Origin of the sequence: Jannaschia halovivens (genome assembly GCF_046452375.1) — a bacterium.
Taxonomy (GTDB): domain Bacteria; phylum Pseudomonadota; class Alphaproteobacteria; order Rhodobacterales; family Rhodobacteraceae; genus Jannaschia; species Jannaschia halovivens.
Map to the genome: position 1 here is coordinate 2,490,456 of NZ_JBKFDJ010000001.1, position 24,676 is coordinate 2,515,131.

Here is a 24,676-nt window from a genome sequence, read left to right on the forward strand (position 1 = left end):
CGGCCGGTCAGCGGCCCAGCCCGGCCTCGAACGCGGCCACGGCCCCGGCCCGCAGCGCCTCGGCTTCGGCCGCGTCGTAGATCAGCGCGGTCTCGGGCATCGGCAGCGTCGCGAAGCCCTCGGGCAGATCGGCGGGGTCGAGCTTGGCGGGCATCGACCAGTTGCCGGTCGGGATGATCGACTGGAAGGCGGGCGTCAGGATGAAGTCGAGGAACGCCTGCGCCAGTTCGGGCTGGTCGGTGGTGGCGATCTGGGCCGCCGTCTCGACCATGACGTAATGGCCTTCGGGGAAGATCGCCGCGGCCTTGGTGAGGTCGTCCTCGGCGATGATGTGATAGGCGGGCGAGGTCGTGTAGCTCAGCACCATGTCCACCTCGCCCTCGGTGAAGAGCCCGTAGGATTCCGACCAGCCCTGCGTCACGGTCGTGATCTTGGGGGCGAGCGCGGCCCATGCGGCCTCGGCTTCGTCGCCGAAGACCGACGTGACCCAGAGCGCGAGCGCGAGACCCGAGACCGAGCTGCGCGGGTCCTGGATCGCGATGCTGAGATCGTCGGGCGCATCGAGCAGCGCCTGGAAGCTGGCCGGCGCCTCGGTCCGCGTCGTGTCGTAGACGAAGGCCGTATGCCCCCAGTTGAAGGGCACGAAGGTGGCGTCGGTCCAGTCGACCGGCATCGTCAGGTCCGAGATGTCGACATTGTGCGGCGCGAAAAGGTCGGTCGCGCGCGCCCGCTCGGCATCGTCGGTATTGAGGCCGATGACCACGTCGGCGCGGGTGCGCGCACCTTCGAGCCGGAGACGCGGCAGCACATCGCCGGTCACGTATTCGATCTCGCAGGCGCAGGCCTCTTGGAAGGCCGCCTGGATGGCGGGGCCGGGGCCCCATTCGGAGGCGAAGTAGTCGGGCGCGTAGATCGTCAGCGGCTCGGCCCATGCGGGCGCGGCTGCGAGGATCAGGGCCGGGGCGAGGGTGGTCTTCATGTCTCTCTCCACTGGCCGGACGGGTTCGGGGACGAGAGCTCGCACCTTCCCTCCGCCGGTCTTAACCGGTTCAGGTTCAACGGGTCCGCTTGCGCATCTCAGCCTGTCGCCAGGCCCCCCGAGGTGAGGTCTGGATAGCCGACCTCAAAGGCAGAAGCCAGAGGGTCGGTGCGGCGTCGGGCGCCGGGGGCCAGCCCCCGGACCCCCGAGGCATATCCGGCCAGGGACATGTGTGATCGGGCGCGGCTACTCGCTGCCGTCATCGGGGCCGGCGAACTTCATCCGCATCTCGCGCAGGACGGGAATGGCGGCGCGGGTGCGCTCCTCGCCCACATCGCGAACGGCCTGCGTCAGGATCGGACGGATCGCGGCCAGCGCCGCCTCGCGGGCGGCCTTGCCCGACGAGCTGATACCGACGCGCTTGCGGCGGGCATCGTCCCAGTCGGGGCGGATATGAACGTGACCGGCCCATTCCAGCTTGGTCAGCGTATTGGTCATCGCGCCGCGGGTGACGTGGAAGGTGCGGGCAAGCTCGGTCGGGGTCCGCTCCTCGGGGTGCTGGGCGAGATGGTTGAGGACGGCGAAATGCGACAGCTCCATGCCCTTCGGAAGCGCACGGCTCAGGCGGGCGCGTACCAGCTGATCGGCGGTCAGCATCTCGGAGAAGAGCGCGACCGCGAGCTGATCGGCGGAGGAGGCGTCGTCGCTCATGGTCCCTTCCACGCGGGTTCGGCGGTGAGCGAGGGGATGCGGGCGCGGGTCGCCGCCACCGCGCCGAGGTCGATATCGGCCACGTAGGCCCCCGGTTCGGTGCCCGCGTCGAGCACGATCTCGCCCCAAGGTGAGGCGATCATCGAATGGCCATGGGTGTGCAGGGTGCGCTCGGCCGTGACGTCGTGGGCCCCGGTCTGGGCCGGCGCGAGGACGAAGGCGCCCGTCTCGATCGCCCGGGCCCGCAGCAGGACCTCCCAATGCGCCCGGCCGGTCGTCGCAGTGAAGGCCGCCGGGATCGCCAGCATGTCGGCCCCAGCCTGGCCGAGCCGGCGGTAGAGATGCGGGAAGCGCAGGTCGTAGCAGATCGTCATGCCCAGATCGCCCCAAGGCGTCCGGGCGAGCGTCGCGCGACCACCGGGACGGTAGCCTGCGGATTCGCGATACGTCTCGGCCTCGCTGACGGTGACGTCGAACATGTGGATCTTGTCGTAGCGCGCGGCGATCCTTCCCTCGGGGTCGATCAGGAAGGAGCGGTTGGCGAAGCGGCCATCCGGGTCCGCCGTCCGCAGCGCAAGGCTGCCGATCAGGACCCAAATCCCGTGGGTCCGTGCCGCGTCGCGGAGGCCGGCCAGCGTGGGGTCCTGCGGCTCGGGGCGCAGCACGCCCTTCTGGTAGGCACGGTCGAAGGAGAGGCAGTTCGTGACCTCGGGCGTTAGGACGAATTCGGCGCCCTGGGCGACGGCGTCATCGAAGAGCGCCCGCGTCGTCGTCAGGTTCGCGGCCGGGTCGTCGCCGACATTCAGCTGGAGGAGGCCAACCCTCATCCCGCCGCGAGAAGCGGTTCGAGCTTGCCCGCATCCTCGAGCGCGTAGAGATCGTCGCAGCCGCCGACATGGGTGTCGCCGACGAAGATCTGTGGCGTGGTGCGGCGCCCCTGAGCACGCTGCATCATCTCGGCGCGCTTTTCGGGTTGGCGGGATACGTCGTGTTCGATGACCTGCGCGCCCTTCCTCGATAGCAGACGCAGCGCCGCAGTGCAGAAACCGCAGAGCGGCTGGGTATAGACTTCGACGGTTTGCATGGGCCTTGTCCTCGGATCGGGTGTCCCCAGACATATATGCCGTCAGCGGTCCTTCGCAACGCGCGCAAGGACGAGCGCCGTCACCCGCTTCGCACCCGCAGCACGGAGCGCGTCCGCGCAGGCGGCCATCGTCGCCCCCGAGGTCAGCACGTCGTCGACCACCACGACGTGACGGCCAGCGATCTGCGCGTCCGGCGCGACGGCGATGGCACCCGCCATGTTCTCGAACCGATCGGCGACCGAACGGTGGTCCTGCCCGGCGGTCTGACGCGTGCGGCGCAGCGCCATGGGTGCGACCGTGCCGCCGCTCAGCCGCGCCAGTTCGTTGGCCAGCAGCGCGGCCTGGTTGTAGCGCCGTCGCAGCAGCCGCCAGCGATGCAGCGGCACCGGCACGAAGAGCGTCTCCGCATCCACGAGGTCCCGCGCGGCGCGATGCATCCACCGGGCCAGTCCTCGTGCCATGTCGGTGCGGTCGCAATGCTTGAAGGCCAGCGCGATGCGTCGCCCGCCGCCGGCATAGACCAGAGCCGCGCGCCCCTCGTCCCAAGGCCGGGCGAGCGTCAGGCAATCGTCGCAACGCGCCGGACCGTCCGCCTCGCCCGGAAGGGGCACGCCGCAGAGGTTGCAGGCCGCGCCGGTGATGAAGGGCGTGGCCGACCAGCAGTCGGGGCAGAGCCCGCCCGATGCCTGCACGCGCGTGTCGCAGGTCATGCAGGTTACGGGCCAGATCGCGTCGCGCAGCGCGACCGCGGCCCGATGTCCCATGCTTTGCAATGTCGCGGTCATCGCCTAAGTCCCCGGTCATGCCCCGTGCGCCGCTGACCGACACCGCCGCCCTGATGGCCCGCCGCGCCCGCGCGGACGGGACCGCGTGGTTCCTGCACGACGCGGCCATGGACGAGATCGAGGAAAGACTCGCAGACGTTAACAGAACATTTACGGCGCCCGCGATCGTGACCGGTCAGCCCGCGCTCTGGTCGGGCTTCCGGCCGGGTGCGCGGATCGTGCCGGATGCCGAAGTGCTCGACCTCGCGCCCGCCGCGCACGATCTCGTGATCCACGCCATGGCGCTTCACTGGGCGGACGATCCGGTCGGCCAGCTGATTCAGTGTCGCCGTGCGCTGCGGCCCGACGGCCTGTTGATGGTAGCGACGCTGGGCGGCGATACCCTGCACGAGTTGCGTGCCGCGCTGGGCGAGGCCGAGACGCGCGTCACCGGCGGCCTGTCGCCCCGCGTGGCACCGATGGGCGAGGTGCGTGATTTGGGCGCGCTTCTGCAACGGGCGGGGCTTGCACTGCCGGTCGCCGATCTCACGACGCTACCTGTGCGCTACCGTGACCTCGGACATCTTGCGCGCGACCTGCGCGCCATGGGCGAGACCAACGCGCTGGCCGCCCGGCACCGCGTGCCGCCGCCGCGCGCCCTTTTCAGCGAAGCCGCCCGGCTCTACAGGGAGGCCTTCCCCGACGGGGACGGCATCCGCGCGACGTTCCAGACGATCTTCCTGACCGGCTGGGCCCCGTCCGAGGACCAACCGAAACCCCTGCGCCCCGGTTCGGCGCAGGCCCGTCTGGCGGATGCGCTGGGGACGACCGAATACCGAGGGGACGATTTATGAACATGATGACCGACACGAGCCTGCCGCACGCGCCTGCCGATCACCCCAAGGTTCGGATGGGCAAGATCGGCGTGCTTCTCGCCAATCTCGGGACGCCGGACAATTACGACTACTGGTCGATGCGCCGCTATCTGGGCGAGTTCCTGTCGGATCGGCGCGTGATCGACTATTCGCCGTGGCTCTGGCAGCCGCTGTTGCAGGGGATCATCCTGACCAAGCGTCCGTTCTCATCCGGCGCGGCCTACAAGTCGATCTGGAACAATGCCCAGGGCGAGAGCCCGCTGGCCACCATCACCAAGGCCCAGACCGCCAAGATGGCCGAACGGATGCAGGACCGGTTCGGCGACCAGGTCGTGGTCGATTACTGCATGCGCTACGGCAACCCTTCGACCAAATCGAAGGTCGAGCAGATGCAGGCCGCGGGTTGCACCAAGATCGTGTTCTTCCCGCTCTATCCGCAATATGCGGGTGCGACGACCGCGACGGCCAACGATCAGTTCTTCCGGTCGCTGATGACGCTCAAGTGGCAGCCGCCGGTCCGCACCGTGCCCGCCTATAGTGACGATCCCCGCTATATCGACGCGCTGGCGAAGTCGGTCGAGCGGGCTTATGCGATGGCCGATCCGAAGCCCGACATCCTCGTCTGCTCCTATCACGGCGTGCCCAAGCGCTACCTGCTGGAGGGCGATCCGTATCATTGCCAGTGCCAGAAGACGACGCGCCTGCTGCGCGAGCGGCTGGGCTGGGACAAGACCGAGATCGTGACGACCTTCCAGTCGAAGTTCGGCCCCGAGGAATGGTTGAAGCCCTACACCGTCGAGGAGGTCGCGCGACTGGCCGAAGAGGACGGAAAGACCAATATCGCCGTCATCGCGCCCGCGTTCTCTGCGGATTGCATCGAGACGCTCGAGGAGATCAACGAGGAGATCAAGGAGAGCTTCGAGGAGGCCGGCGGCGAGCACTTCCTCTATATTCCGTGCCTCAACGACGACGACGCCCATATGGACGCGCTGGCCGATATCGTGGCGGAAAACCTGGGCGGCTGGGTCTGACGCGACCCGGCTGTCGGGTCACTAGACGGTCGGGATCAGACCGGGTGGCCGGTGAAGATGCGGCTGCCGACCTTCACCTGCATGAGGCCGCCCGTCAGCATCTGGACGAAGATCCCCTGGATCGACAGGTGGTTTCCGATGGTCACGGTCCTGAGCATTCGCGTGCCTCCCCCAGCGCGTTCATGTCCCGCTACTTATATGTCCGAAACGTGGCCCTGTCAGCCACATTCTTGCCCGTTTTGGAAACTGCCCCGTGGTGTGGCTAGGATTGTCGCGCGATCCGTGGGTTAGGTCAGAGCCAGTCGCGCAGGATCGGGATCAGCGGGATGTCGGCCGCCGGCATGGGATAGTCGCGCAGATCGCCCGGACGGACCCATTTCAGGACCTGACCTTCGCGCGGGGTCGGCTGCCCCTCCCACTTCCGGCAGGCAAAGAGCGGCATGAGCAGGTGGAAGTCGTCATAGCCATGGGATGCGAAGGTCAACGGGGCGAGGCAGGACGTCCAGGTGTCGATCCCCAACTCCTCGTGAAGCTCACGGATGAGGGCGGCCTCGGGTGTCTCCCCCGGCTCGATCTTGCCGCCTGGAAACTCCCACAGCCCGGCCATCGCGCGGCCCGGCGGGCGCTGCGCCAGAAGCACGCGCCCGTCCACGTCGATCAGTGCGACGGCGGAGACGAGGACCGTTTTCACCCGCGTCAGGACCGGTAGTCGGCGTTGATCTCGATGTACCGGTAGGTCATGTCGCAGGTCCACATCCGGTCCTCCGCCTCGCCGAGACCCAGATCGACATGCAGCAGGATCCGGTCCCGCGTCATGTAGGCCGCGCCCGCATCCTCGGTGTAGCTCTCGGCCTGCTGCCCGTTCTCGGCCACGAGGATGTCGCCGAAGGAGATGCGGAGCAGGTCGCGATCGGCCCGTGCGCCCGACTTGCCCACCGCCATGACGACACGGCCCCAGTTCGGATCCTCGCCCGCGATAGCCGTCTTCACAAGCGGGCTGTTGGCGATGGCGGAGGCGACGCGTCGGGCATCCAGCACGTTTGCCGCACCCGTGACACGCACCTCGACCAGCTTGGTGGCCCCCTCGCCGTCCATCACGATCTGGATCGCAAGGTCGCGCAGAACCTCGGCCAGCACGGCGCGGAATGCGGCACCTTCGTCGCTGCGGGCGGATTTGATCTCCGGATGGTCGGCGGCGTTGGTGGCCGCGACCACCAGGCTGTCGGAGGTTGAGGTGTCGCTGTCGACGGTGATCGCGTTGAAGGTGGTCTTTGTCAGGTCGCGGACCATGGTCTGCAACGCCCGGTCCGAGATGGTCGCATCGGTGAACACGTAGGACAGCATCGTCGCCATATCGGGCGCGATCATGCCCGACCCCTTGGCGATCCCCGCCACCGTCACCGGCACGCCGCCGATCTTGGCCACGCGGACGCAGCCCTTCGGGAAGGTGTCGGTCGTCATGATCGCGCGGGCCGCGGTCGCCATGCCGTCCGCGTCCAGCGTCGCGGTCAGCCGGTCGAGTACGGCGGTCACGCGGTCATGGGGCAGGGGCTGCCCGATCACCCCCGTCGAGGCGGTCAGAACCCGGCTGGCCGGCAGGCCCAGCGCTTGGCTCGCGGCTTGGCAGATGGCGTTGACCGAATCCGCCCCGGCCGCCCCGGTGAAGGCGTTGGCATTGCCCGAGTTCACCAGGATCGCCCAGCCGCCCGAAGCGGCGCGTGCGTCCAGCTTCGCCTGGCAGTCGCGCACCGCGGCCGATCGGGTGGCCGACGTCGTGAAGACGCCCGCGACCGACGCCCCTGGCGCGATCTCGGCCAGCATGACGTCGGTGCGGCCCTGGGTCTTGATGCCCGCCTCGGCGGTCGCGAAGCGGATGCCGTCGATGGCGGGCAGGTCGGGAAAGGCGGGTGCGAGCGGCGAGACGAGCGGGCCCTTCGGGGCCGTCGCCGCCGCCTCGAGGTCGGCCACGCGCGCCTTGAGCTTGCGGACCTTTTTCTTGAGGGCCTTCGTCTTCTTCTCGGCCTTGCCCATGCAGGTTACTCCAGCAGACCGGTGTCGCGGATCAGGGCCGGGTCCAGTTCGACCTCCATCCGCTCGATCGCGGCGCTCTCGGTGATCTCGGCGATCGCGGCATCGACCTTCTGGGTGGTGACCGCCTGTTCGAGTTCGGCGCGCACCTCCTCGAGGGGCGGTGCGGCCTTCTGGCGGGTCTCGTTGAGCTTGATGACGTGCCAGCCGAAGCTGGTCTGGACGGGGCCGCCCAGCTCGCCCGGCGCGAGGTCGACCACCGCGCCCTCGAATTCCGGCACCATCATCCCGAGGCCGAACCAGCCCAGTTCGCCGCCGTTCGGACCCGAGGGGCCGGTGCTGTGCTCGCGCGCGAGATCGGCGAAATCGGCGCCGCCCTCCAGTTCGGCCACGAGGGCCTGCGCCTCGGCCTCGGTCTCGACGAGGATGTGGCTGGCGTTGAATTCGGGCTCGGGCTCGGTCGCGCCGTACTCGGCATCGTAAGCGGCCTGGATCTCGGCATCGGTGTTTGTGACGGCCGCGGCCGCGTCGATCACGCGACCGGCGAGAAAGGCGCGCGCCTCGTTCTCAAGCCCGATCTCGTTGGCGCGGCTGAGGTCCGCGCGCGCGGCATCGGCCAGCACCTGCTGCTGGATCAGCTGCTCCAGCATCCCGTCATAGAGCGCCTGATCGGGCAGCTGCTGGTATTGCTGCGGCAGCCGTTCGCGCATGGCGATCAGGTGGCCGAGCGTGATCTCGGTCTCGCCCACGGTGGCCAGCACGGTGTCGGCATCCTGCGCCATGGCGGGGGCGGTCAGCACGAGGGCCAGCGCGGCCCCGGTCAGAAGTCGGGTCATCATCGGTCCTTTCAGGTCGCGTCCAAGGCCATTCGTCATGGCGTCGGGGGGCGTTCGTTGACACCCGATGGGCCGGGTCTTAAGTGCGGTCGAGGCTTATTTTACCGCGCCCGCCCATCGGTTTCCCCTGTCTGATATGGGGCCTGTTCCGCATCGGCAAGGGCGCGAGGACAGGACGAACATGCTGGGACTGGGTGGAATTGCGAAGAAGGTCTTCGGCACGCCGAACGACCGCAAGGTCAAGGCGACGCTGAAGACCGTCACCGCCATCAACGCGCTCGAGCCCGAGTTCGAGGCGCTCTCCGACGAGGGCATCAAGGAGCGGACTGCCGCCCTCACCGCGCGGGCCCAGTCCGGCGAGCCGCTCGACGCACTGCTGCCCGAAGCCTTCGCCAACTGCCGCGAGGCGGCGCGCCGCGCGCTGGGCCTGCGGGCCTTCGACACGCAGCTTCTGGGCGGGATCTTCCTGCACGAGGGCAACATCGCCGAGATGAAGACGGGCGAGGGCAAGACCCTCGTGGCGACCTTCCCGGCCTACCTGAACGCGCTGTCGGGGCGGGGTGTCCATATCGTGACCGTCAACGATTACCTCGTCCGGCGCGACGCGGAATGGATGGGCAAGGTGTTCGGTGCGCTGGGCCTGACGACCGGCGTGGTGGTCCCCGGGCAGACCGACGAGGAAAAGCGCGAAGGCTATGCCGCCGACGTGACCTACGCGACCAACAACGAGTTGGGCTTCGATTACCTGCGCGACAACATGCGGTCGTCGCGCAAGGAGATGGCGCAGCGCGGCCACAACTTCGCGATCGTCGACGAAGTGGATTCGATCCTGATCGACGAGGCGCGCACCCCGCTGATCATCTCGGGCCCGTCCGAGGACCGCTCGGATCTCTACACCCGCATCGACGCCCTCATCCCGCGCATCACCGAGGAACATTTCACGCTCGACGAGAAACAACGCAGCGTGACCTTCACCGACGAGGGCAACGAGTTCCTCGAAGAGCTTCTGCTGGGGGAGGGCATCCTGCCCGAGGGGCAATCGCTCTACGATCCGGAATCGACCACCATCGTCCACCACGTCAATCAGGGTCTGCGCGCGCACAAGCTCTTCCAGAAGGATCAGCATTACATCGTCCGCAACGCCGACGTCGTCCTGGTCGACGAATTCACGGGCCGCATGATGCCCGGCCGCCGCCTGTCGGACGGTCTGCACCAGGCCATCGAGGCCAAGGAAGGCGTCGCCATCCAGCCCGAGAACGTGACCCTCGCCAGCGTGACGTTCCAGAACTACTTCCGGCTCTATTCCAAGCTTGCCGGCATGACCGGCACCGCGGCGACCGAGGCCGAGGAATTCGCCTCGATCTACGGTCTCGGCGTGGTCGAGGTCCCGACCAACAAGCCCATCGCCCGTGCCGACGAGCACGATCAGGTCTACCGCACGGCGCAGGAGAAATTCGACGCCATCACCGCCGAGATCAAGGCCGCCCACGAGGCCGGCCAGCCGGTGCTCGTCGGCACGACCTCGATCGAGAAGTCCGAGATGCTGTCCGGCCTGCTGACCGCAGCGGGCATTCCCCACAACGTCCTCAACGCGCGCCAGCACGAGCAGGAGGCGCAGATCGTCGCAGATGCGGGCAAGCCCGGCGCCGTGACGATCGCGACGAACATGGCCGGACGCGGCACCGACATCAAACTGGGCGGCAATGTCGAGTTCAAGGTGATGGAGGCCATCGCCGCCGAACCCGAGGCCGACCCCGACGCCATCCGTGCCCGGATCGAAGCCGATCACGCGGGCGAGGAGGATCGCGTCAAGGCGGCTGGCGGGCTCTTCGTGCTGGCGACCGAGCGCCACGAGAGCCGGCGCATCGACAACCAGTTGCGCGGCCGCTCGGGTCGCCAGGGCGATCCGGGGCGGTCGGTGTTCTTCCTATCGCTGGACGACGACCTGATGCGGATCTTCGGGTCCGAACGGCTGGAGAAGGTACTCAACACGCTGGGCATGAAGGAGGGCGAGGCGATCATCCACCCCTGGGTGAACAAGTCGCTGGAGCGCGCGCAGGCCAAGGTCGAGGGGCGCAACTTCGACATCCGCAAGCAGCTCCTGAAGTTCGACGACGTGATGAACGACCAGCGCAAGGCCGTCTTCGAGCAGCGCCTCGAGATCATGGAAGCCGAGGAGATCGGCGAGATCGCGCAGGACATGCGCCATCAGGTCGTGGACGACCTCGTGGACCAATACCTGCCGCCCAAGACCTATGCCGACCAGTGGGACGGCGCCGGGCTGGCCGAGGCCGGGCGCGAGATGCTGGGCGTGGACGTGCCCGTCGCCGACTGGGCTGACGAGGACGGCGTCGACCAGGAGGTGGTGCGCGAGCGGCTGTACGATGCGACGGACGCGCTGATGGCCGAGAAGGCCGAGGCGTTCGGCCCCGAGCAGATGCGCTCGATCGAGAAGCAGATCCTGCTCCAGACGATCGACGCCAAGTGGCGCGAGCATCTCCTGACGCTGGAACATCTGCGCTCGGTTGTGGGCTTCCGGGGCTACGCGCAGCGCGATCCCCTCAACGAGTACAAGACCGAGGGATTCCAGCTTTTCGAGACGATGCTCGATAGTCTGCGGGTCGAGGTGACGAAGAAGCTGGCGCAGATCCGGCCGCTGTCGGAGGACGAGCGCAAGGCGATGATGGAGCAGCTCATCGCCCAGCAGCGCCAGCAGCAGGAGGCCGTGGCCGCGGCTCAGCCCCAGCCCGTGACCGAGCCCGCCGCCGCCGCGGCCGGGGCGGCCCCCGGCTTCGTCGAGGACGACCCCTCGACCTGGGGCGATCCGGGCCGCAATGAGCCCTGTCCCTGCGGGTCCGGCAAGAAGTTCAAGCATTGCCACGGCGCCTTCTGACGCAGTCGATTTGACGGAAAACGCCCGAAAGGCGGCAGGCGCGGACCCAAGTTCCGCCCGAATCGAGCGGCATTCCTCGGGAAACGAACCGTTTCCCGAGGATCGCCGCGATGACCGAGACCACGCCTGACCAGACGCCCGACTCCGATGCGCCCACCGGCCGGGCCCGCGCCGCCTTTCTGGCCGCCACCGCCCTCGAGCGCGTTCGCGCCCAGAGTCCGGTGCGTCTGGCGGCGGCTGCCGTGATCCTCGCCGGGGCCGCCGTCGCGATCATGATGCAGGTCGTAGGCGGCACCGAACGCCCCGGCCCCGCCGCCGAGAAGACCCAGCCCCCAGCGCTTGTGACCGGCGGTCGGGCGTTGGCCGAGGTCGCCCCTGCCATGCTGCCCGCGCTGCCCCGTGGTCCCGCGTCCACCAGCCTCGCCGCGGCCCCCATCCGCCCGATCAGCGCCGTCGAGCCGGTCCAGTCGGCCGCCGTCGATTGCGCGGTGACGCTGGATACGGCACCGCTCGCCGCCGCGATGGTCTCGGTCGAGATATCCGCCCCCTGCGACGCGGGCGTTCGGGCCGATATTGTGCAGGGCGACCTGCATGTGGCCATCGCGCTGGACGAAGATGGCCGCGCCGCGCTCGACATCCCCGCGCTGTCGCCCGCTCCGCTCGTCGCGGTCAGCATCGCGGATCGCGACCCGGTGAGCGCCCTGACCGAAGCGCGCGACCTCGGCAGCTATCGCCGTGCCGCCCTCGTTTGGGCGCAGGCGGCGGGGCTTGAACTGCATGCCTTCGAGGGCGAGGCCGATTATGGCGATCCGGGCCATGTCTCGCCCGAGACACCGCACACCATCGCGCGCACGCTTGCGGGCAACGGTGGTTTCCTGACCGTGCTGGGCGATCCCACCTTCGACGACGCACGGATGGCGCTGATCTACACGAGCCCCGCCGAGCAGGCGGTCGCCGTCGCCATCGAGGTGCCGGTGACCGAGGCCAATTGCGGGACGGAGGTGGTCGCGGCCACGATCCAGACCGCGCCCGGCGTCACGGCCGAGATGCACCCGCTCACCTTTGCGGTGCCCGGCTGCGACGCGGTCGGCGATCTGGTCATCCTCGGGGACCTTCCGGCCCCCGTCGCGCTGGCGTCGAACTGAGACGGCGGTCGCGGCGCATCCGCCGCGACCGGTCCCTCACATCATCTCGCGGACATCCGTCAAGCGGCCCGTGACGGCAGCGGCGGCGGCCATGGCCGGCGACATCAGGTGGGTGCGCCCACCCTTGCCCTGACGCCCCTCGAAATTGCGGTTCGACGTCGCGGCGCAGCGCTCGCCGGGCGCGAGCTGGTCGGGGTTCATCGCCAGGCACATCGAGCAACCCGCGAGCCGCCATTCGAACCCCGCGTCGATGAAGACCTGCGCCAGCCCCTCTTCCTCGGCCTGCGCACGCACGAGGCCCGAGCCGGGCACGACCATCGCGCGCATCCCGTCCTTGATCCGCTTGCCCCTGAGGATCGCGGCGGCGGCGCGCAGATCCTCGATCCGGCCATTGGTGCAAGACCCGATGAAGACGGTGTCGATCGCGACATCCGCCAGCGGCGTGCCGGGCGTCAGACCCATGTAATCCAGCGACCGCTTCGCGGCATCGACCTTGCCGCCCGCGAAATCCGACGGGTCGGGCACGGCGGCGGTGATCGGCAACACGTCTTCGGGCGAGGTGCCCCAGGTGACGACCGGTGCGATATCCTCGCCCGCGATGGTGACGACCTTGTCCCAATGGGCGTCATCGTCGGAGTGGAGCGTGGTCCACCAGTTCATCGCGGCCTCCCACTGCGCGCCCTTGGGCGCGTGGGGCCGGCCCATGCAGTAGTCGAAGGTCGTCTGGTCCGGCGCGATCAGGCCTGCGCGGGCGCCGCCCTCGATCGCCATGTTGCAGACCGTCATGCGGCCTTCCATCGACAGCGCGCGGATCGCCTCGCCGCAATACTCGATGACGTAGCCGGTGCCGCCCGCGGTGCCGGTCTTGCCGATCACGGAGAGCGTGATGTCCTTTGCCGTGACACCGGGGCGCAGCTGGCCCGTGATCTCGACCTTCATGTTCTTGGCCTTGCGCTGGATCAGCGTCTGGGTGGCCAGCACATGCTCGACCTCCGAGGTGCCAATGCCGTGGGCCAATGCGCCGAACGCGCCATGGGTGGCGGTATGGCTGTCGCCGCAGACGACGGTCATGCCGGGCAGGGTCCACCCCTGCTCGGGGCCGACGATATGGACGATCCCCTGGCGCACGTCCGAGACGGGATAATAATGGATCCCGAATTCGCGCGCGTTCTTGTCGAGTGCGGCGACCTGGATGGCGCTGTCCTCGGTCATGTTCTTGGGGTCCTCGCGGCCCGCGGTCGTCGGCACGTTGTGGTCGGGTACCGCGATGGTCTTGTCGGGCGCATGGACCGCGCGCCCGGCCATGCGCAGACCCTCGAAGGCCTGCGGGCTGGTGACCTCGTGGACGAGGTGGCGGTCGATATAGAGAAGGCAGGTGCCGTCCTCGGCCTCGTGGGCGAGATGGGCATCCCAGATCTTGTCGTAGAGCGTCTTGCCGGTCATGGCGGCGTCCCTCGTATCTGTGCGTGTCGGTCGGTGCGATTGGGGCCGCGTCGGGCGGCGGGTCCGGGGGCGGGGAAGTCCGGTCTCAGCCGCGGGCCGTCACCCCGCGCGCGCGTCCGAAGAACCGCCAGGGCAGGAAGGCATGGTCGGAGAGGCTGTGGACGCGTGTCATCGCGGCGATGAATACGCCCGGCCCCTGCGCGTGGCAAGACGATGCGCCGGACTTGTGCCGCCGCCTGCAGCGCCCCAGAGTGACGCCGACGCGTCGAGACGGGGCCTGATGGACGAAGACGGCGAATTCGCGATCCCGCTCCAGAGCGAGGTTCTCACCATCTGGCAACAGGTCGAGAGTTATCTCGACGGCCTGATGCAGCCGGGTTGGCGCCTGTGGCAGGTTCTGATCGTCCTCGGCCTGGTCGCCGTGGCCTACCTGCTCCGCCGCGTCGTGGCCGAGGTGATGACCCGCTGGATGCGCGGTCAGACGGGGCGCCCGAAATGGCAGCTGCGCTCGCTCGTCATCCTGCGCAACCGGCTTGGCCTGATCTTCTTCGCGGTGTTGGCCTGGGCGACCTACCTCCTGATGCAGGAGCTGACATGGCCCTCGCGAAGCTACCTCGTAGGGCTGGCGGCGACGATCGGCACGGCCTGGATGGTGGTCAGCTTCATCGCGCGCCTGATCCGTAACCCGTTCCTGCGCAAGATCGTCAGTTGGGGCCTTTGGATCTACGTCACGCTCTTCTATCTCGGGATCTGGGACGAGGCGCGCGAGGCGCTCGACCTCCTCGCGCTCGAATTCGGCGAGGTGCGGCTCTCCGTCCTCGGCATCCTGACGGCTATCGTCGTCATTGGCGTGCTGTTCTTCGTGGCCCGCTTCGTCAGCCAGACCACCGCCGCCCGCATCCAGCGCAACGAGGATATCAGCCCCTCGATGCGCGTCCTCGTGGTGAAGATGCTGCAGACCGTTCTTTATGCGGGCGCGTTCTTCATCGGGCTTAAGGCTGTCGGCTTCGACCTCACCGGCCTCGCGGTCCTGTCGGGCGCGATCGGCGTCGGCCTCGGCTTCGGCCTCCAGAAGGTCGTCTCGAACCTCGTCTCGGGGGTCATCATCCTGCTCGACAAGTCGATCAAGCCCGGCGACGTCATCTCGCTGGGCGAGACCTTCGGCTGGGTCACGACCCTGACCGCGCGCTACGTCTCGATCACCACGCGGGACGGCAAGGAGTACCTCATCCCGAACGAGGACCTGATCACCGGGCAGGTGGTCAACTGGTCCCATTCCAACAGCTTCGTCCGGCTCGATATCTTCTTCGGCACGGCCTACGGCGACGACCCCCATGTCGTCCGCCGGGTCGCCATCGAGGCCGCGGCCGGCGCCAAGCGCGTGCTGTCGCTGCGCCCGCCGGTCTGCCACATCGTGGGCTTCGGGGATTCCAGCGTCGATTACATCCTGCGGTTCTGGATCAGCGACCCGACCGAGGGGCTGACCAATATCCGGGGCAACGTCTATCTCGCGCTCTGGGACGCGTTCCAGGCAAACGGCATCAGCATCCCGTTCCCGCAGCGCGAGGTGAAAATCCTCGAGGGCGCGGACGGCGCGCCCGCCGCGATCGGACCGGACGATGGACCTGCTTGACGAGGACGCCACCGCGCAGATCGCAGCGCTCCGGTCGGGCGCGGTGTCGGCCCCGGAGCTCATGGCCGCGACGCTCGACCGGATCGACGCGCGCAACCCCTCTCTCAACGCCATCGTCTCGCTGCGCGACCGCGACGCATTGATGGCCGAGGCCGCGATCCCGCGCGACGGGCCGCTGGCCGGGCTGCCCTGGGCGATCAAGGACCTCGCCGACACGGCCGGACTGCGCACAACCTACGGCCATCCCGCCTTCGCTGATCACGTGCCTGCCGAAGACGCGCCCATGGTCGCCCGGTTGAAGGCGGCGGGGGCCATCGTCATCGGCAAGACCAACACGCCGGAATTCGGCCTCGGCTCGCACAGCTACAACCCGGTCCACGGCGTGACGCGCAACCCGTGGGACCCGACGCGCAGCGCGGGAGGGTCGTCGGGCGGCGCGGGTGCGGCGCTGGCGGCGCGGATGCTCGCCGCCGCCGACGGCTCGGACATGATGGGCAGCCTGCGCAATCCGGCCGCGTGGAACGGCATCTACGGGATGCGGCCGACCTATGGGTTGGTGCCGAACACGCCGCAGGGCGACCTCTTCCTGCATCCGCTCTCGACCGACGGGCCGATGGCGCGCAGCCCGCGTGATCTGGCGCTGATCCTGTCGGTCCTCGCCCCGCATGACCCGGTGCATCCCCATGCGCGTGGTCCCTTTCGCCCCGCGCCGCCGCGTCCCCTGCGGATCGGCTGGGTCGGGGACTGGGGCGGGGCGTGGCCCTGCGAGCCGGGACTGGTCGCTCATGCCGAGGCCACCGCGCGGGGTCTCGCGGATCTCGACCACGCCGTCATGGACATCGCCGCGCCGTTCCCCGCGGACCGGCTCTGGTCGGCCTGGACGACGCTGCGAAGCTGGGCCATCGCCGAGAAGATGCGCCCGCTCTGGACCGAGCGCTTCGCCGGGATGTCGAAGCCCGAGCTCGTCTGGGAGGTCGAGCGCGGGTTCGCCCTGAGCGCCGCCGAGGTCCATGCCGCCAGCGCCGTTGCCTCGGACTGGGCCCGTCGGATGGCCGCGCTGGATATCGACGTTCTGGCCATGCCCACGACCCAGTGCCTGCCCTTCGCTGCCGGGCTCGATTGGCCGAAGGAAATCGCCGGGATCCGGATGGACAGCTACCACCGATGGATGGAAAGCGTCGTGCCCGCCTCGCTGATCGGGCTGCCCGCCCTGTCGCTTCCGGCCGCGCCGGTGGAAGGTCTGCCCTGCGGTCTGCAACTGGTCGGACAGCGTGGCTCGGACGGCGCGCTGCTGGCGCTGGCCGAGGTGTGGCATCGCGACCTGCCCGCCCCTGACGTTGCGTAACTTACTGCGAATGCACTGATTCCATGCGGTGTTGCCCTCATGCCAATTGAATGGCGGGACGTCGCTTCCCATCTGGGCTTCCGTTGCCCGGTGCCAAACCGGGTGTTACGTTCGACCCATGGCCCGAGGGCCGCTCACATACCCGGAGGACCGGAACCTGTCTGTTGACACCATTGCGGCCGGCGCGGCCGATCTCGCCCCCAAGGGCACCCAAGCCAGCGACGACCTGCTGGCACTCATCCTGACATCGCTGGACGACGACAAGGCCGAGGAGATCGTTCAGATCGACCTGCGCGGCAAGTCCTCCGTGGCCGACCATATGGTGGTCTGCTCGGGTCGCTCGACGCGGCAGGTCACGGCCCTGTCCGAAAAGCTGGCCGAGCGCATCAAGCCGGTGGTCGGGCGCTCGCCCAAGATCGAAGGCAAGGCCCAGGGCGACTGGGTCCTGGTCGATGCGGGCGACGTGATCGTCCATATCTTCCGGCCCGAAGTCCGCGAGTTCTACCAGCTCGAGAAGATGTGGCAGGATCCTTCGGCCGACGGCCCCCGCGCCAACTGAGTGCGGATCGACCTGATCGCCGTCGGGCGCCTGCGCAAGGGGCCCGAGAAGGCGATGATCGACGACTATCTCGACCGTTTCGCGAAGACGGGTCGTGGGCTTGGCCTGCCGCTCCTCTCGGTCGTGGAACTCGACGCGAAGGGTGGCGGTCAGGCCGCCGAGGCGGCGCTGATCGAGCGGGCACTACCCGAGGGCGCAGTCGTGGTCGCGCTGGACGAGCGGGGGCGGCAGATGACCTCGCCGGACCTCGCCACGCTGATCGGGCGGACCCGCGACGAGGCACGCGACATGGCCTTCGTGATCGGCGGGGCCGACGGGCTGACGCCGGCGCTGCGGGACCGGGCCGATGTCATACTCAGCTTCGGGGCGATGGTCTGGCCGCATATGCTGGCGCGCGTCATGCTGACCGAACAGCTCTACCGCGCGGCCAGCATCCTCGGCGGTTCGCCCTACCATCGCGCCTGAGCCCGCCGTAGAACGGGCGGCGCAACCCCGCGCGAGGCCCGATCCCATGTCGAAGAAACCCGTCATCCTGTGCATCCTCGACGGCTGGGGCATCTCGGACCGGCCCGAGCAATCCGCCCCCGACGTGGCCGACACCCCCAATTTCGACCGTCTGATGGCGACCTGTCCCCACGCGACGCTGACCACCTTCGGGCCCGACGTAGGCCTGCCCGAGGGCCAGATGGGCAATTCCGAGGTCGGGCACATGAATATCGGCGCGGGCCGCGTCGTGCGCATGGATCTGGGCCTGATTGACCATGCCATCGCGAGCGAGAGCTTCCGCGACGAGCCCGCGCTGACCGACTGGATCGCCGCCCTCAAGAAAAGCGGCGGGCGCGCACATCTGATGGGCGTCATCTCGGACGGGGGCGTGCACGGGCATATCGACCACGTGATCCATGCTTGCCGCGTCGTGGCCGATGCAGGCGTGCCGGTCGTGCTGCATGCAATCGCCGACGGGCGCGACGTGGCGCCCCGCTCGGCCGAAGGCTTCGTCGACCGACTGGCGTCCGAACTGCCCGACGGCGTGACGATCGGCACACTGACGGGTCGCTATTTCGCGATGGACCGTGACAACCGCTGGGACCGGGTACAGCGCGCCTGGGCCGCGATGGTCTGGGGCGAGGGGGAGCATGTCGCCGACGCGGCTGCTGCCGTCTCCGCCGCACGCGACCGCGACGAGGGCGACGAGTTCATCCAGCCGACGGTTCTGGGCGACTACGAGGGGATGTCGGATGGCGACGGCCTCTTTTGCCTGAATTTCCGGGCCGACCGGGCGCGCGAGATCCTCGCGGCGCTAGGCGATCCCGAATTCGACGGGTTCGAGACCAACGAGCGGCCGAACCTGCACATGCTCGGAATGGTCGACTACTCCGAGGCGCATGACGCCTACATGACCACCGTCTTCCCCAAGCAGACCGTGCCCAACACGCTGGGCCACTGGGTCGCGTCCAAGGGCCTGACGCAGTTTCACCTAGCCGAGACCGAGAAGTATCCGCACGTCACCTTTTTCCTGAACGGCGGCAAGGAGGCACCGGAGTCGGGCGAGGATCGCCACATGCCGAAATCGCCCGACGTCGCGACCTACGACCTGCAACCCGAGATGTCCGCCGCCGCCGTGACCGAGGCGTTCGTCGGTGCCATCGGCAAGGGCTACGACCTGATCGTGGTGAACTATGCCAACCCGGACATGGTCGGGCATACGGGCGACCTCGCCGCCGCCGCCCGCGCCTGCGAGGCGGTGGACGCGGGGCTCGGGGCGGTGCTCGACGCGCTGGAAGGAACGGACGGCGCCATGATCGTCTGCGCCGATCATGGAAATTGCGAAACGATGGTCGATCCCGATACGGGCAAGCCCCATACCGCGCATACGCTGAATCCAGTGCCCGTCATCCTCTGGGGTGGGCCCGAGGGCGCCACCCTCGGTGACGGGCGCCTGGGCGACCTCGCGCCGACGCTGTTGGAGTTGATGGGCATCGAGCCGCCGGCGGAAATGACGGGCCGGAGCCTCATCGGCTGATGCTTCGCGCGCTGATCCTATGGCTGGCGCTGGCGGGGGCCGCGACGGCGCAGGACGCGCGGGGCGATGCGCGTGCCGCCGCCGAGCAGCTGTCCCGCGCCGCCGCCGCGCTGGATGCGGCGCGCGGGGCCGGGGACCGCATTGCCGCCTTGACCGGCGTCGTTCGCGCCTATGAGGACGGACTGAGCGCGCTACGCGACGGCCTCCGGCAGGTCTCGATCCGCGAGCGTGCGCTGGGCGCCGATCTCGCGGCGCGCGAGGCCGAGATCGGCCGTCTCATCACCGCGCTCCAGACGATCGAGCGGGCGCCCGGCCCGCTGCTCCTCCTGCATCCGTCGGGCGCGCTGGGGACGGCGCGATCTTCGATGCTGCTGGCCGAGGTGACTCCCGCACTCAACCGCGAGGCGGCCACGCTGCGCGCCGATCTGGCCGAGCTGCAGCAGCTGCGCGCGCTGGAGGAGGCGGCGGTCGACAGCCTGTCCAAGGGTCTGTCCGGGGTGCAAGACGCGCGCGCGGCGCTCTCCGAGGCGATCACCGACCGCACGCCCCTCCCGGAGCGCTTCGCGGGGGATGCGGCGCGGGTCGAGGATCTTCTGGGCCGCGTGGACACGCTTCAGGCCTTTGCGGACGGGCTGGGTACGCTCGCGCCCAGCGACGCGGCACCGCTGGTGCTGCCGCTGCCATGGCCGGTCGCGGGTACGCTTTTGCGGCGCTTCGACGAGCCGGATGCGGCGGGTATCGTGCGTCCGGGCATCGTGATCGCGACGGCGGCGGGCGCCCTGGTCACCGCGCCCGCGGCGGGTACGATCCGCTATGCGGGCCCGCTTCTGGATTACGGGAACGTGATCATCCTCGAGCCCCGCCCCGACGCGTTGCTTGTTTTCGCCGGTCTGTCCGAGGTTTATGGTCGCGCCGGAGAGATCGTCGCCGCATCCGCGCCGCTGGGCCTGATGGGCGGGGCATCGCCGAGCGCGGGGGACTTCCTGCGTGACGCATTGTCCGGTGGGGGTGCGTCGCGTCCAGAGACGCTTTATGTGGAAGCGAGAGAGGCCGGAAGGCCCGTTGACCCGGCGGCGTGGTTCGCCACGGATAGAGACGAGTAGGGATTGAAAATGAGAAAGACCGCGATGGCCGCAGCCGTCGGCATGGTGTCCGGCATCCTCGCCACGACGCAGATCGCCGGCCCCCTTCTGGCCCAGGAGAACGTCAACGAGGCGAGCGTTTACGAACAGCTCGACCTGTTCGGCATCGTCTTCGAGCGCATCCGCAACCAGTATGTCGAAGAGGTCGACGAGGGCGAGCTGATCGAGGCCGCCATCAACGGGATGCTGACCTCGCTCGATCCGCATTCGTCCTACCTGCCGCCACGCGATTTCGAAGACATGCAGACCGACACGCGCGGCGAGTTCGGCGGCCTCGGGATCGAAGTCACGCAGGAAGAGGGCTACGTGAAGGTCATCACGCCCATGGACGGCACCCCGGCCTACGAGGCGGGTGTCGAGGCGGGCGACTTCATCACTGCGGTCGATGGCGAGAACATCCTCGGCCTCACGCTGGAAGAGGCGGTCGACCTGATGCGCGGGCCGGTCGGGTCGGACATCATCGTGACCATCGTGCGCGAGGGGCTCGAGGAGCCGCTCGACATCACGATCACGCGCGACACCATCAAGCTGACCGCTGCGCGCGTCCGCCAGGAAGGCGACACGATCGTCGTCCGCGTCTCGACCTTCAACGATCAGACCCTGCCGAACGTCCGCGCGGGCCTCGACGAGGTGCTGGCCGAGATCGGCGGCGGCCTCGACGACGTCAATGGCATCGTGCTCGACCTGCGCAACAATCCCGGCGGGCTTCTGACGGCGGGCGTGGCGCTGGCCGACGCGTTTCTCGAGCAGGGCGAGATCGTCTCGACCCGCTCGCGCGAGGCGGATGCGGGCGATCGGTTCAACGCGCGTGCCGGCGACATCGCCGAGGGGAAGCCGATGGTCGTCCTGATCAACGGCGGGTCTGCCTCGGCCTCCGAGATCGTCGCGGGCGCGCTGCAGGATCACCGCCGTGCCGTGGTCGTCGGCACCAAATCCTTCGGCAAGGGGTCGGTCCAGACGATCATGCCGGTGCAGGGCGATGGCGCCATCCGCCTGACGACCTCGCGCTACTACACGCCCTCGGGCCGCTCGATCCAGGCGCTGGGCATCTCGCCCGACATCGTCGTCGTCCAGCCCCGTCCCGACCCCAATGCCGAGGAGGAGGAAGAGGACAACGATCGTCCCAACCGCTCCGAGGCCGGTCTGCGCGGGTCGCTCGACAATGACAGCCTGACCGAGGACCAGCAGGAGCAGATCCGGCTCGAGCAGGAGGAGGCGCGTGCCGTCGCCGAACTGCGCGACGAGGATTACCAGATGGCCTATGCGATCGACATCCTGAAGGGTCTGTCGGCCATCGAGCTGGCCGGCCAGTGACGATCGGGGGCGGGCTGTCGCGGTCCGCCCCATCCGCGCCATGACCCCCGAAGAGATCGCCAAGCTGCCCTACCGCCCCTGCGCGGGCGTCTGCCTGACCAACGCCGCGGGCCTGATCTGGGCGGGCGAGCGTCTGGACACGCCGGGCGCCTGGCAGATGCCGCAGGGCGGGATCGATCCCGGCGAGGCGCCCGAGGCGGCGGCCCTGCGCGAGCTTCACGAGGAGACGGGTCTCGTGGCCGAGGCCGTGACCGAACTGGCCCGCCTGCCCGAGCCGCTCGCCTATGACCTTCCGCACCACCTTGTGCCGACGCTCTGGAAGGGGCGCTACCGGGGGCAGGCGCAGCACTGGTTCCGGTTCCGCTACGACGGGCCGGACGACGCCGTCGATCTCGACGTCCATGAGCGCGAGTTCGCGCGCTGGCGGTGGATGACGCCGGCGGACCTGCTGGCCGCGATCGTGCCGTTCAAGCGCGACCTCTACGGCCGGGTGCTCGACGGGTTCGACCTGCGCTGATCCGCTCGGGGCGACCGCGCTATCGGATACGGCTTGCCGGGCTGCGGCGGCCGTCCCACCTTTCGGCCCAGACCCGCAACGGAGCCGCGCCATGATCCGCACCGCCCTTCTCGCCGCCCTGACCCTCGCCGTGGCCCAGCCCGCCATGGCGCTGTCCTGCCTGCGCCCGACCGTCCAGTCGAGCTTCCAGCATGCCGACCAGTCCGAGGCGCAGTACACGTTGGCCGTCGGGCGCATCCGCGTCCTGCCCGGCCAGACGATCCCCGAACAGCCCGACGACCCGAACCAGCGGCAGGGCTACGAACTTCAGGCCCGGTTCCAGGGCCAGCTCGCCTCGGCCACCGGGTTCGACACGCCCGCCGACTTCCCGGTGACGCTCAAGGTCGAATGTGTCGCCGCCTGGTGCGGGGGCGTGCCGCTGGACCGGGTGCTCGCCTTCGTGGAGCGTACCGAGGATGGCAACCTCATCACCGAGGGGCCGTGCCCGCGCGACCTGCTCCAGGCCTCGCCCGAGGCGCTGAAGCAGGCGATGGCCTGCATCCGGGGCGAGCCCTGCGAGGCGACCGACCGACCCTGACGGCTACTCGCCGATGGCGACGCCCTCGCGCCGGGGATCGGCCCCGCCGCTCAGGGTGTCGCCGTCGATCGAGATGACGTGCAGCCCCGAGGTCAGGCCACGCACATTGGTCTCGAAGCCCATCGCCGTCAGCGCCTCGCCCAGTCCCTCGGCGGCGGTGCCCTCCTCGAGATCGTAGGTCCCGAACCGGTTGACCAGATGCGGCAGGGCGACGGCCTGCTGGATGTCCATGCCCCAGTCGAGATGCGCGACGATGGTCTTGGCGACGTATCCGATGATCCGGCTGCCGCCGGGCGAGCCGACGACCATCACGGGCGCCCCGTCGCGCAGCACGATGGTCGGCGACATGGAAGAGCGGGGGCGCTTGCCCGGCTCGACCCGGTTGGCGATGGGCACGCCGTCCGAATGGGTCCGGAAGCTGAAGTCGGTCAGCTCGTTGTTCAGAAGGAACCCGCCCGGCGTCATCAGCCGGGAGCCGAAGCCGTTCTCGATGGTCGTCGTCATCGAGAGCGCGTTGCCGTCCCCGTCCACGATCGAGATATGCGAGGTCGAGGGCAGCTCCAGCGACACGTCATCGGCGAAGTCCAGCGCCGCGTGGTCCCAGGGCGGCGACCCGGCCGAGACCTCGGGCAGGGCGTCGTCGCCGCTCAGAAGCATGGCGCGGTCGCGCAGATAGGCCCCGTCCAAAAGCTTGGGCATGGGGACGAAATCGCTGTCGGCCATGTAGCGACCGCGATCCGCGAAGGCGAGGCGCGACGCGTCGCCGATCAGCCGCCAGACCTCCGGATCGTCGGGGCCCATGGCGGCGATGTCGTGATATTCCAGCATCGCGAGGATCTGACCGACGGTCAGCGCCCCGGACGAGGGCGGGCCCATGCCGCAGACCTGCGTGCCGTGATAGGGCGCACAGACGGCCGGGCGCTCGACCACGTCGTAGGCAGCCAGATCGTCCATCGTCAGGACGCCGGGCTGGGCCGCATCCCGCACGGTGGCCACGATACCCTCGGCAACTTCGCCCGAATAGAACGCGTCGGTTCCCTCGGCGGCCAACGCTCGCAGCGTCGCGGCATAGGCCGGGTTGCGCAGCGTCTCGCCCTTCTGGAGCGGGCTGCCGTTCGGCAGGAAGTAGGCGGCGGTGGCCGGTGCCACGGCGAGGCGTTCGGCGTCGCCGGTCACCAGTTCGGCCAGCCGCAGCGAGACGGCGAAGCCGTCATCGGCCAACTCGATAGCATCGTCGAAAAGCCCGCTCCAGCTTGCGCGGCCCCAGCGGCGATGCGCCTCCTCCATCAGCATGGGCGTGCCGGGCGTTCCGACCGAAAGGCCGCCGACCACGGCATCGAAGAAGCCCATCGGCTCGCCGTTCTCGGTCTGGAACAGGGTCGGCGTCGCGGCCATCGGCGCGGTCTCGCGGCCGTCGAGCGTCGTCGTCTCGCCGGTCGCGGCGTCGTACCAGACGAGGAACGCGCCGCCGCCGAGGCCCGAAGACTGCGGCTCGACGAGGCCGAGGACGGCCTGGACGGCGACCATCGCGTCCGCGGCGCTGCCCCCGTCGCGGAGGACCTGGGCGCCGGCCTCGGCGGCCAGCGGATTGGCCGCCGTAACCATCCAGTCGGTCGAGGTGACGGGCGCGGCCACCTCGGGGGCGAGGCCGGTGGCGGCCTCGGGCGCCACGGCATCGGCCGCCTCCTGCGCGAAGGCGGGCGTCGTCAGAAGCAGTAGGGCGAGGGCGGTCCGCATGGCGTGTCTCCTGTCGGGGTTGATTCCGGACAGGATGAC

At 69.1% G+C, this 24,676-nt stretch carries 24 protein-coding genes and 1 riboswitch; of the genes, 13 read left to right on the forward strand and 11 right to left on the reverse strand.

Annotation, left to right across the window (positions count from 1 at the left end):
- Positions 1–7: 7 nt before the first annotated feature.
- The 5 genes from ACK8OR_RS12610 to ACK8OR_RS12630 all read right to left on the reverse strand — a co-directional run bounded on the left by ACK8OR_RS12610 (position 8) and on the right by ACK8OR_RS12630 (position 3,539).
- Entirely contained in the window at positions 8–979 is a 972-nt protein-coding gene (locus ACK8OR_RS12610) for a thiamine ABC transporter substrate-binding protein (protein WP_410189734.1), read from the reverse strand.
- 30 nt (positions 980–1,009) lie between these two features.
- Positions 1,010–1,110, reverse strand: a riboswitch (TPP riboswitch).
- Between the two features lie 115 nt (positions 1,111–1,225).
- The gene (locus ACK8OR_RS12615) at positions 1,226–1,690 is read right to left on the reverse strand and encodes a MarR family winged helix-turn-helix transcriptional regulator (RefSeq protein WP_410189735.1); all 465 of its coding nucleotides are present in this window, start codon (positions 1,688–1,690) and stop codon (positions 1,226–1,228) included.
- The gene (locus ACK8OR_RS12620; protein WP_410189736.1) at positions 1,687–2,517 is read right to left on the reverse strand and encodes a carbon-nitrogen hydrolase family protein; all 831 of its coding nucleotides are present in this window, start codon (positions 2,515–2,517) and stop codon (positions 1,687–1,689) included. The genes ACK8OR_RS12615 and ACK8OR_RS12620 overlap by 4 nt, the downstream gene beginning before the upstream one ends.
- A complete protein-coding gene (gene grxC / locus ACK8OR_RS12625; RefSeq protein WP_410189737.1) occupies positions 2,514–2,774 on the reverse strand; it encodes a glutaredoxin 3 in 261 nt (86 codons plus the stop codon). Before grxC ends, ACK8OR_RS12620 begins: the two co-directional genes overlap by 4 nt.
- A gap of 42 nt (positions 2,775–2,816) precedes the next feature.
- Complete coding sequence (locus ACK8OR_RS12630; RefSeq protein WP_410189902.1) at positions 2,817–3,539, reverse strand: double zinc ribbon domain-containing protein; 723 nt, start codon at positions 3,537–3,539, stop codon at positions 2,817–2,819.
- Positions 3,540–3,577: 38 nt separating this feature from the next.
- Between ACK8OR_RS12630 and ACK8OR_RS12635 the strand changes: the two genes are divergently transcribed.
- Together ACK8OR_RS12635 and hemH are read left to right on the forward strand one after the other, a co-directional pair.
- On the forward strand, positions 3,578–4,393 hold the full coding sequence (locus ACK8OR_RS12635; protein ID WP_410189738.1) for a methyltransferase domain-containing protein: 816 nt from the start codon (positions 3,578–3,580) through the stop codon (positions 4,391–4,393).
- 5 nt (positions 4,394–4,398) lie between these two features.
- Positions 4,399–5,445, forward strand: coding sequence for a ferrochelatase (hemH, locus tag ACK8OR_RS12640; RefSeq protein ID WP_410189903.1), 1,047 nt, complete (start codon positions 4,399–4,401; stop codon positions 5,443–5,445).
- 35 nt (positions 5,446–5,480) lie between these two features.
- On the opposite strand, the gene ACK8OR_RS12645 is transcribed toward hemH, so the two are convergent.
- The 4 genes from ACK8OR_RS12645 to ACK8OR_RS12660 form a co-directional block, all read right to left on the reverse strand.
- Positions 5,481–5,603 (reverse strand): hypothetical protein, encoded by a 123-nt coding sequence (locus ACK8OR_RS12645; RefSeq protein WP_298438011.1) that lies wholly within the window; start codon positions 5,601–5,603, stop codon positions 5,481–5,483.
- Positions 5,604–5,737: 134 nt separating this feature from the next.
- Positions 5,738–6,136 (reverse strand): (deoxy)nucleoside triphosphate pyrophosphohydrolase, encoded by a 399-nt coding sequence (locus ACK8OR_RS12650; protein ID WP_410189739.1) that lies wholly within the window; start codon positions 6,134–6,136, stop codon positions 5,738–5,740.
- Between the two features lie 5 nt (positions 6,137–6,141).
- On the reverse strand, positions 6,142–7,476 hold the full coding sequence (argJ, locus tag ACK8OR_RS12655; protein ID WP_410189740.1) for a bifunctional glutamate N-acetyltransferase/amino-acid acetyltransferase ArgJ: 1,335 nt from the start codon (positions 7,474–7,476) through the stop codon (positions 6,142–6,144).
- A gap of 5 nt (positions 7,477–7,481) precedes the next feature.
- Positions 7,482–8,309, reverse strand: coding sequence for a peptidylprolyl isomerase (locus ACK8OR_RS12660; RefSeq protein WP_410189741.1), 828 nt, complete (start codon positions 8,307–8,309; stop codon positions 7,482–7,484).
- Positions 8,310–8,490: 181 nt separating this feature from the next.
- On the opposite strand from ACK8OR_RS12660, the gene secA reads away from it, so the two are divergent.
- Both secA and ACK8OR_RS12670 read left to right on the forward strand, forming a co-directional pair.
- Positions 8,491–11,202, forward strand: a complete 2,712-nt coding sequence (secA, locus tag ACK8OR_RS12665) for a preprotein translocase subunit SecA (RefSeq protein WP_410189742.1) — start codon at positions 8,491–8,493, stop codon at positions 11,200–11,202.
- Between the two features lie 110 nt (positions 11,203–11,312).
- Complete coding sequence (locus ACK8OR_RS12670; RefSeq protein WP_410189743.1) at positions 11,313–12,347, forward strand: hypothetical protein; 1,035 nt, start codon at positions 11,313–11,315, stop codon at positions 12,345–12,347.
- Positions 12,348–12,383: 36 nt separating this feature from the next.
- Here the strand turns inward: ACK8OR_RS12670 and leuC are convergent, their stop codons facing one another.
- Complete coding sequence (gene leuC, locus ACK8OR_RS12675) at positions 12,384–13,790, reverse strand: 3-isopropylmalate dehydratase large subunit (protein ID WP_410189744.1); 1,407 nt, start codon at positions 13,788–13,790, stop codon at positions 12,384–12,386.
- A 280-nt stretch (positions 13,791–14,070) separates the two neighbouring features.
- On the opposite strand from leuC, the gene ACK8OR_RS12680 reads away from it, so the two are divergent.
- From ACK8OR_RS12680 to ACK8OR_RS12720, 9 genes are all read left to right on the forward strand, one after another.
- The gene (locus ACK8OR_RS12680) at positions 14,071–15,423 is read left to right on the forward strand and encodes a mechanosensitive ion channel family protein (RefSeq protein WP_410189745.1); all 1,353 of its coding nucleotides are present in this window, start codon (positions 14,071–14,073) and stop codon (positions 15,421–15,423) included.
- Positions 15,410–16,768: an amidase gene (locus ACK8OR_RS12685; protein WP_410189746.1), complete on the forward strand. Its 1,359-nt coding sequence runs from the start codon at positions 15,410–15,412 to the stop codon at positions 16,766–16,768. Before ACK8OR_RS12680 ends, ACK8OR_RS12685 begins: the two co-directional genes overlap by 14 nt.
- Before the next feature lie 118 nt (positions 16,769–16,886).
- The gene (rsfS, locus tag ACK8OR_RS12690) at positions 16,887–17,327 is read left to right on the forward strand and encodes a ribosome silencing factor (protein ID WP_410189747.1); all 441 of its coding nucleotides are present in this window, start codon (positions 16,887–16,889) and stop codon (positions 17,325–17,327) included.
- Positions 17,328–17,792: a 23S rRNA (pseudouridine(1915)-N(3))-methyltransferase RlmH gene (gene rlmH / locus ACK8OR_RS12695; protein WP_410189748.1), complete on the forward strand. Its 465-nt coding sequence runs from the start codon at positions 17,328–17,330 to the stop codon at positions 17,790–17,792.
- Positions 17,793–17,838: 46 nt separating this feature from the next.
- Complete coding sequence (gene gpmI / locus ACK8OR_RS12700; RefSeq protein WP_410189749.1) at positions 17,839–19,350, forward strand: 2,3-bisphosphoglycerate-independent phosphoglycerate mutase; 1,512 nt, start codon at positions 17,839–17,841, stop codon at positions 19,348–19,350.
- Positions 19,350–20,453, forward strand: coding sequence for a murein hydrolase activator EnvC family protein (locus ACK8OR_RS12705; protein ID WP_410189750.1), 1,104 nt, complete (start codon positions 19,350–19,352; stop codon positions 20,451–20,453). Before gpmI ends, ACK8OR_RS12705 begins: the two co-directional genes overlap by 1 nt.
- Before the next feature lie 9 nt (positions 20,454–20,462).
- Positions 20,463–21,806 carry a S41 family peptidase gene (locus ACK8OR_RS12710; RefSeq protein ID WP_410189751.1) on the forward strand — a complete coding sequence of 448 codons (1,344 nt, stop codon included), beginning with the start codon at positions 20,463–20,465 and terminating at the stop codon, positions 21,804–21,806.
- 40 nt (positions 21,807–21,846) lie between these two features.
- Complete coding sequence (locus ACK8OR_RS12715; RefSeq protein WP_410189752.1) at positions 21,847–22,323, forward strand: RNA pyrophosphohydrolase; 477 nt, start codon at positions 21,847–21,849, stop codon at positions 22,321–22,323.
- Positions 22,324–22,414: 91 nt separating this feature from the next.
- Positions 22,415–22,900, forward strand: coding sequence for a hypothetical protein (locus ACK8OR_RS12720; RefSeq protein WP_410189753.1), 486 nt, complete (start codon positions 22,415–22,417; stop codon positions 22,898–22,900).
- 3 nt (positions 22,901–22,903) lie between these two features.
- Here ACK8OR_RS12720 and ggt read toward each other — a convergent pair whose 3' ends face one another.
- Positions 22,904–24,637 carry a gamma-glutamyltransferase gene (gene ggt, locus ACK8OR_RS12725; protein ID WP_410189754.1) on the reverse strand — a complete coding sequence of 578 codons (1,734 nt, stop codon included), beginning with the start codon at positions 24,635–24,637 and terminating at the stop codon, positions 22,904–22,906.
- Positions 24,638–24,676 lie beyond the last annotated feature (39 nt).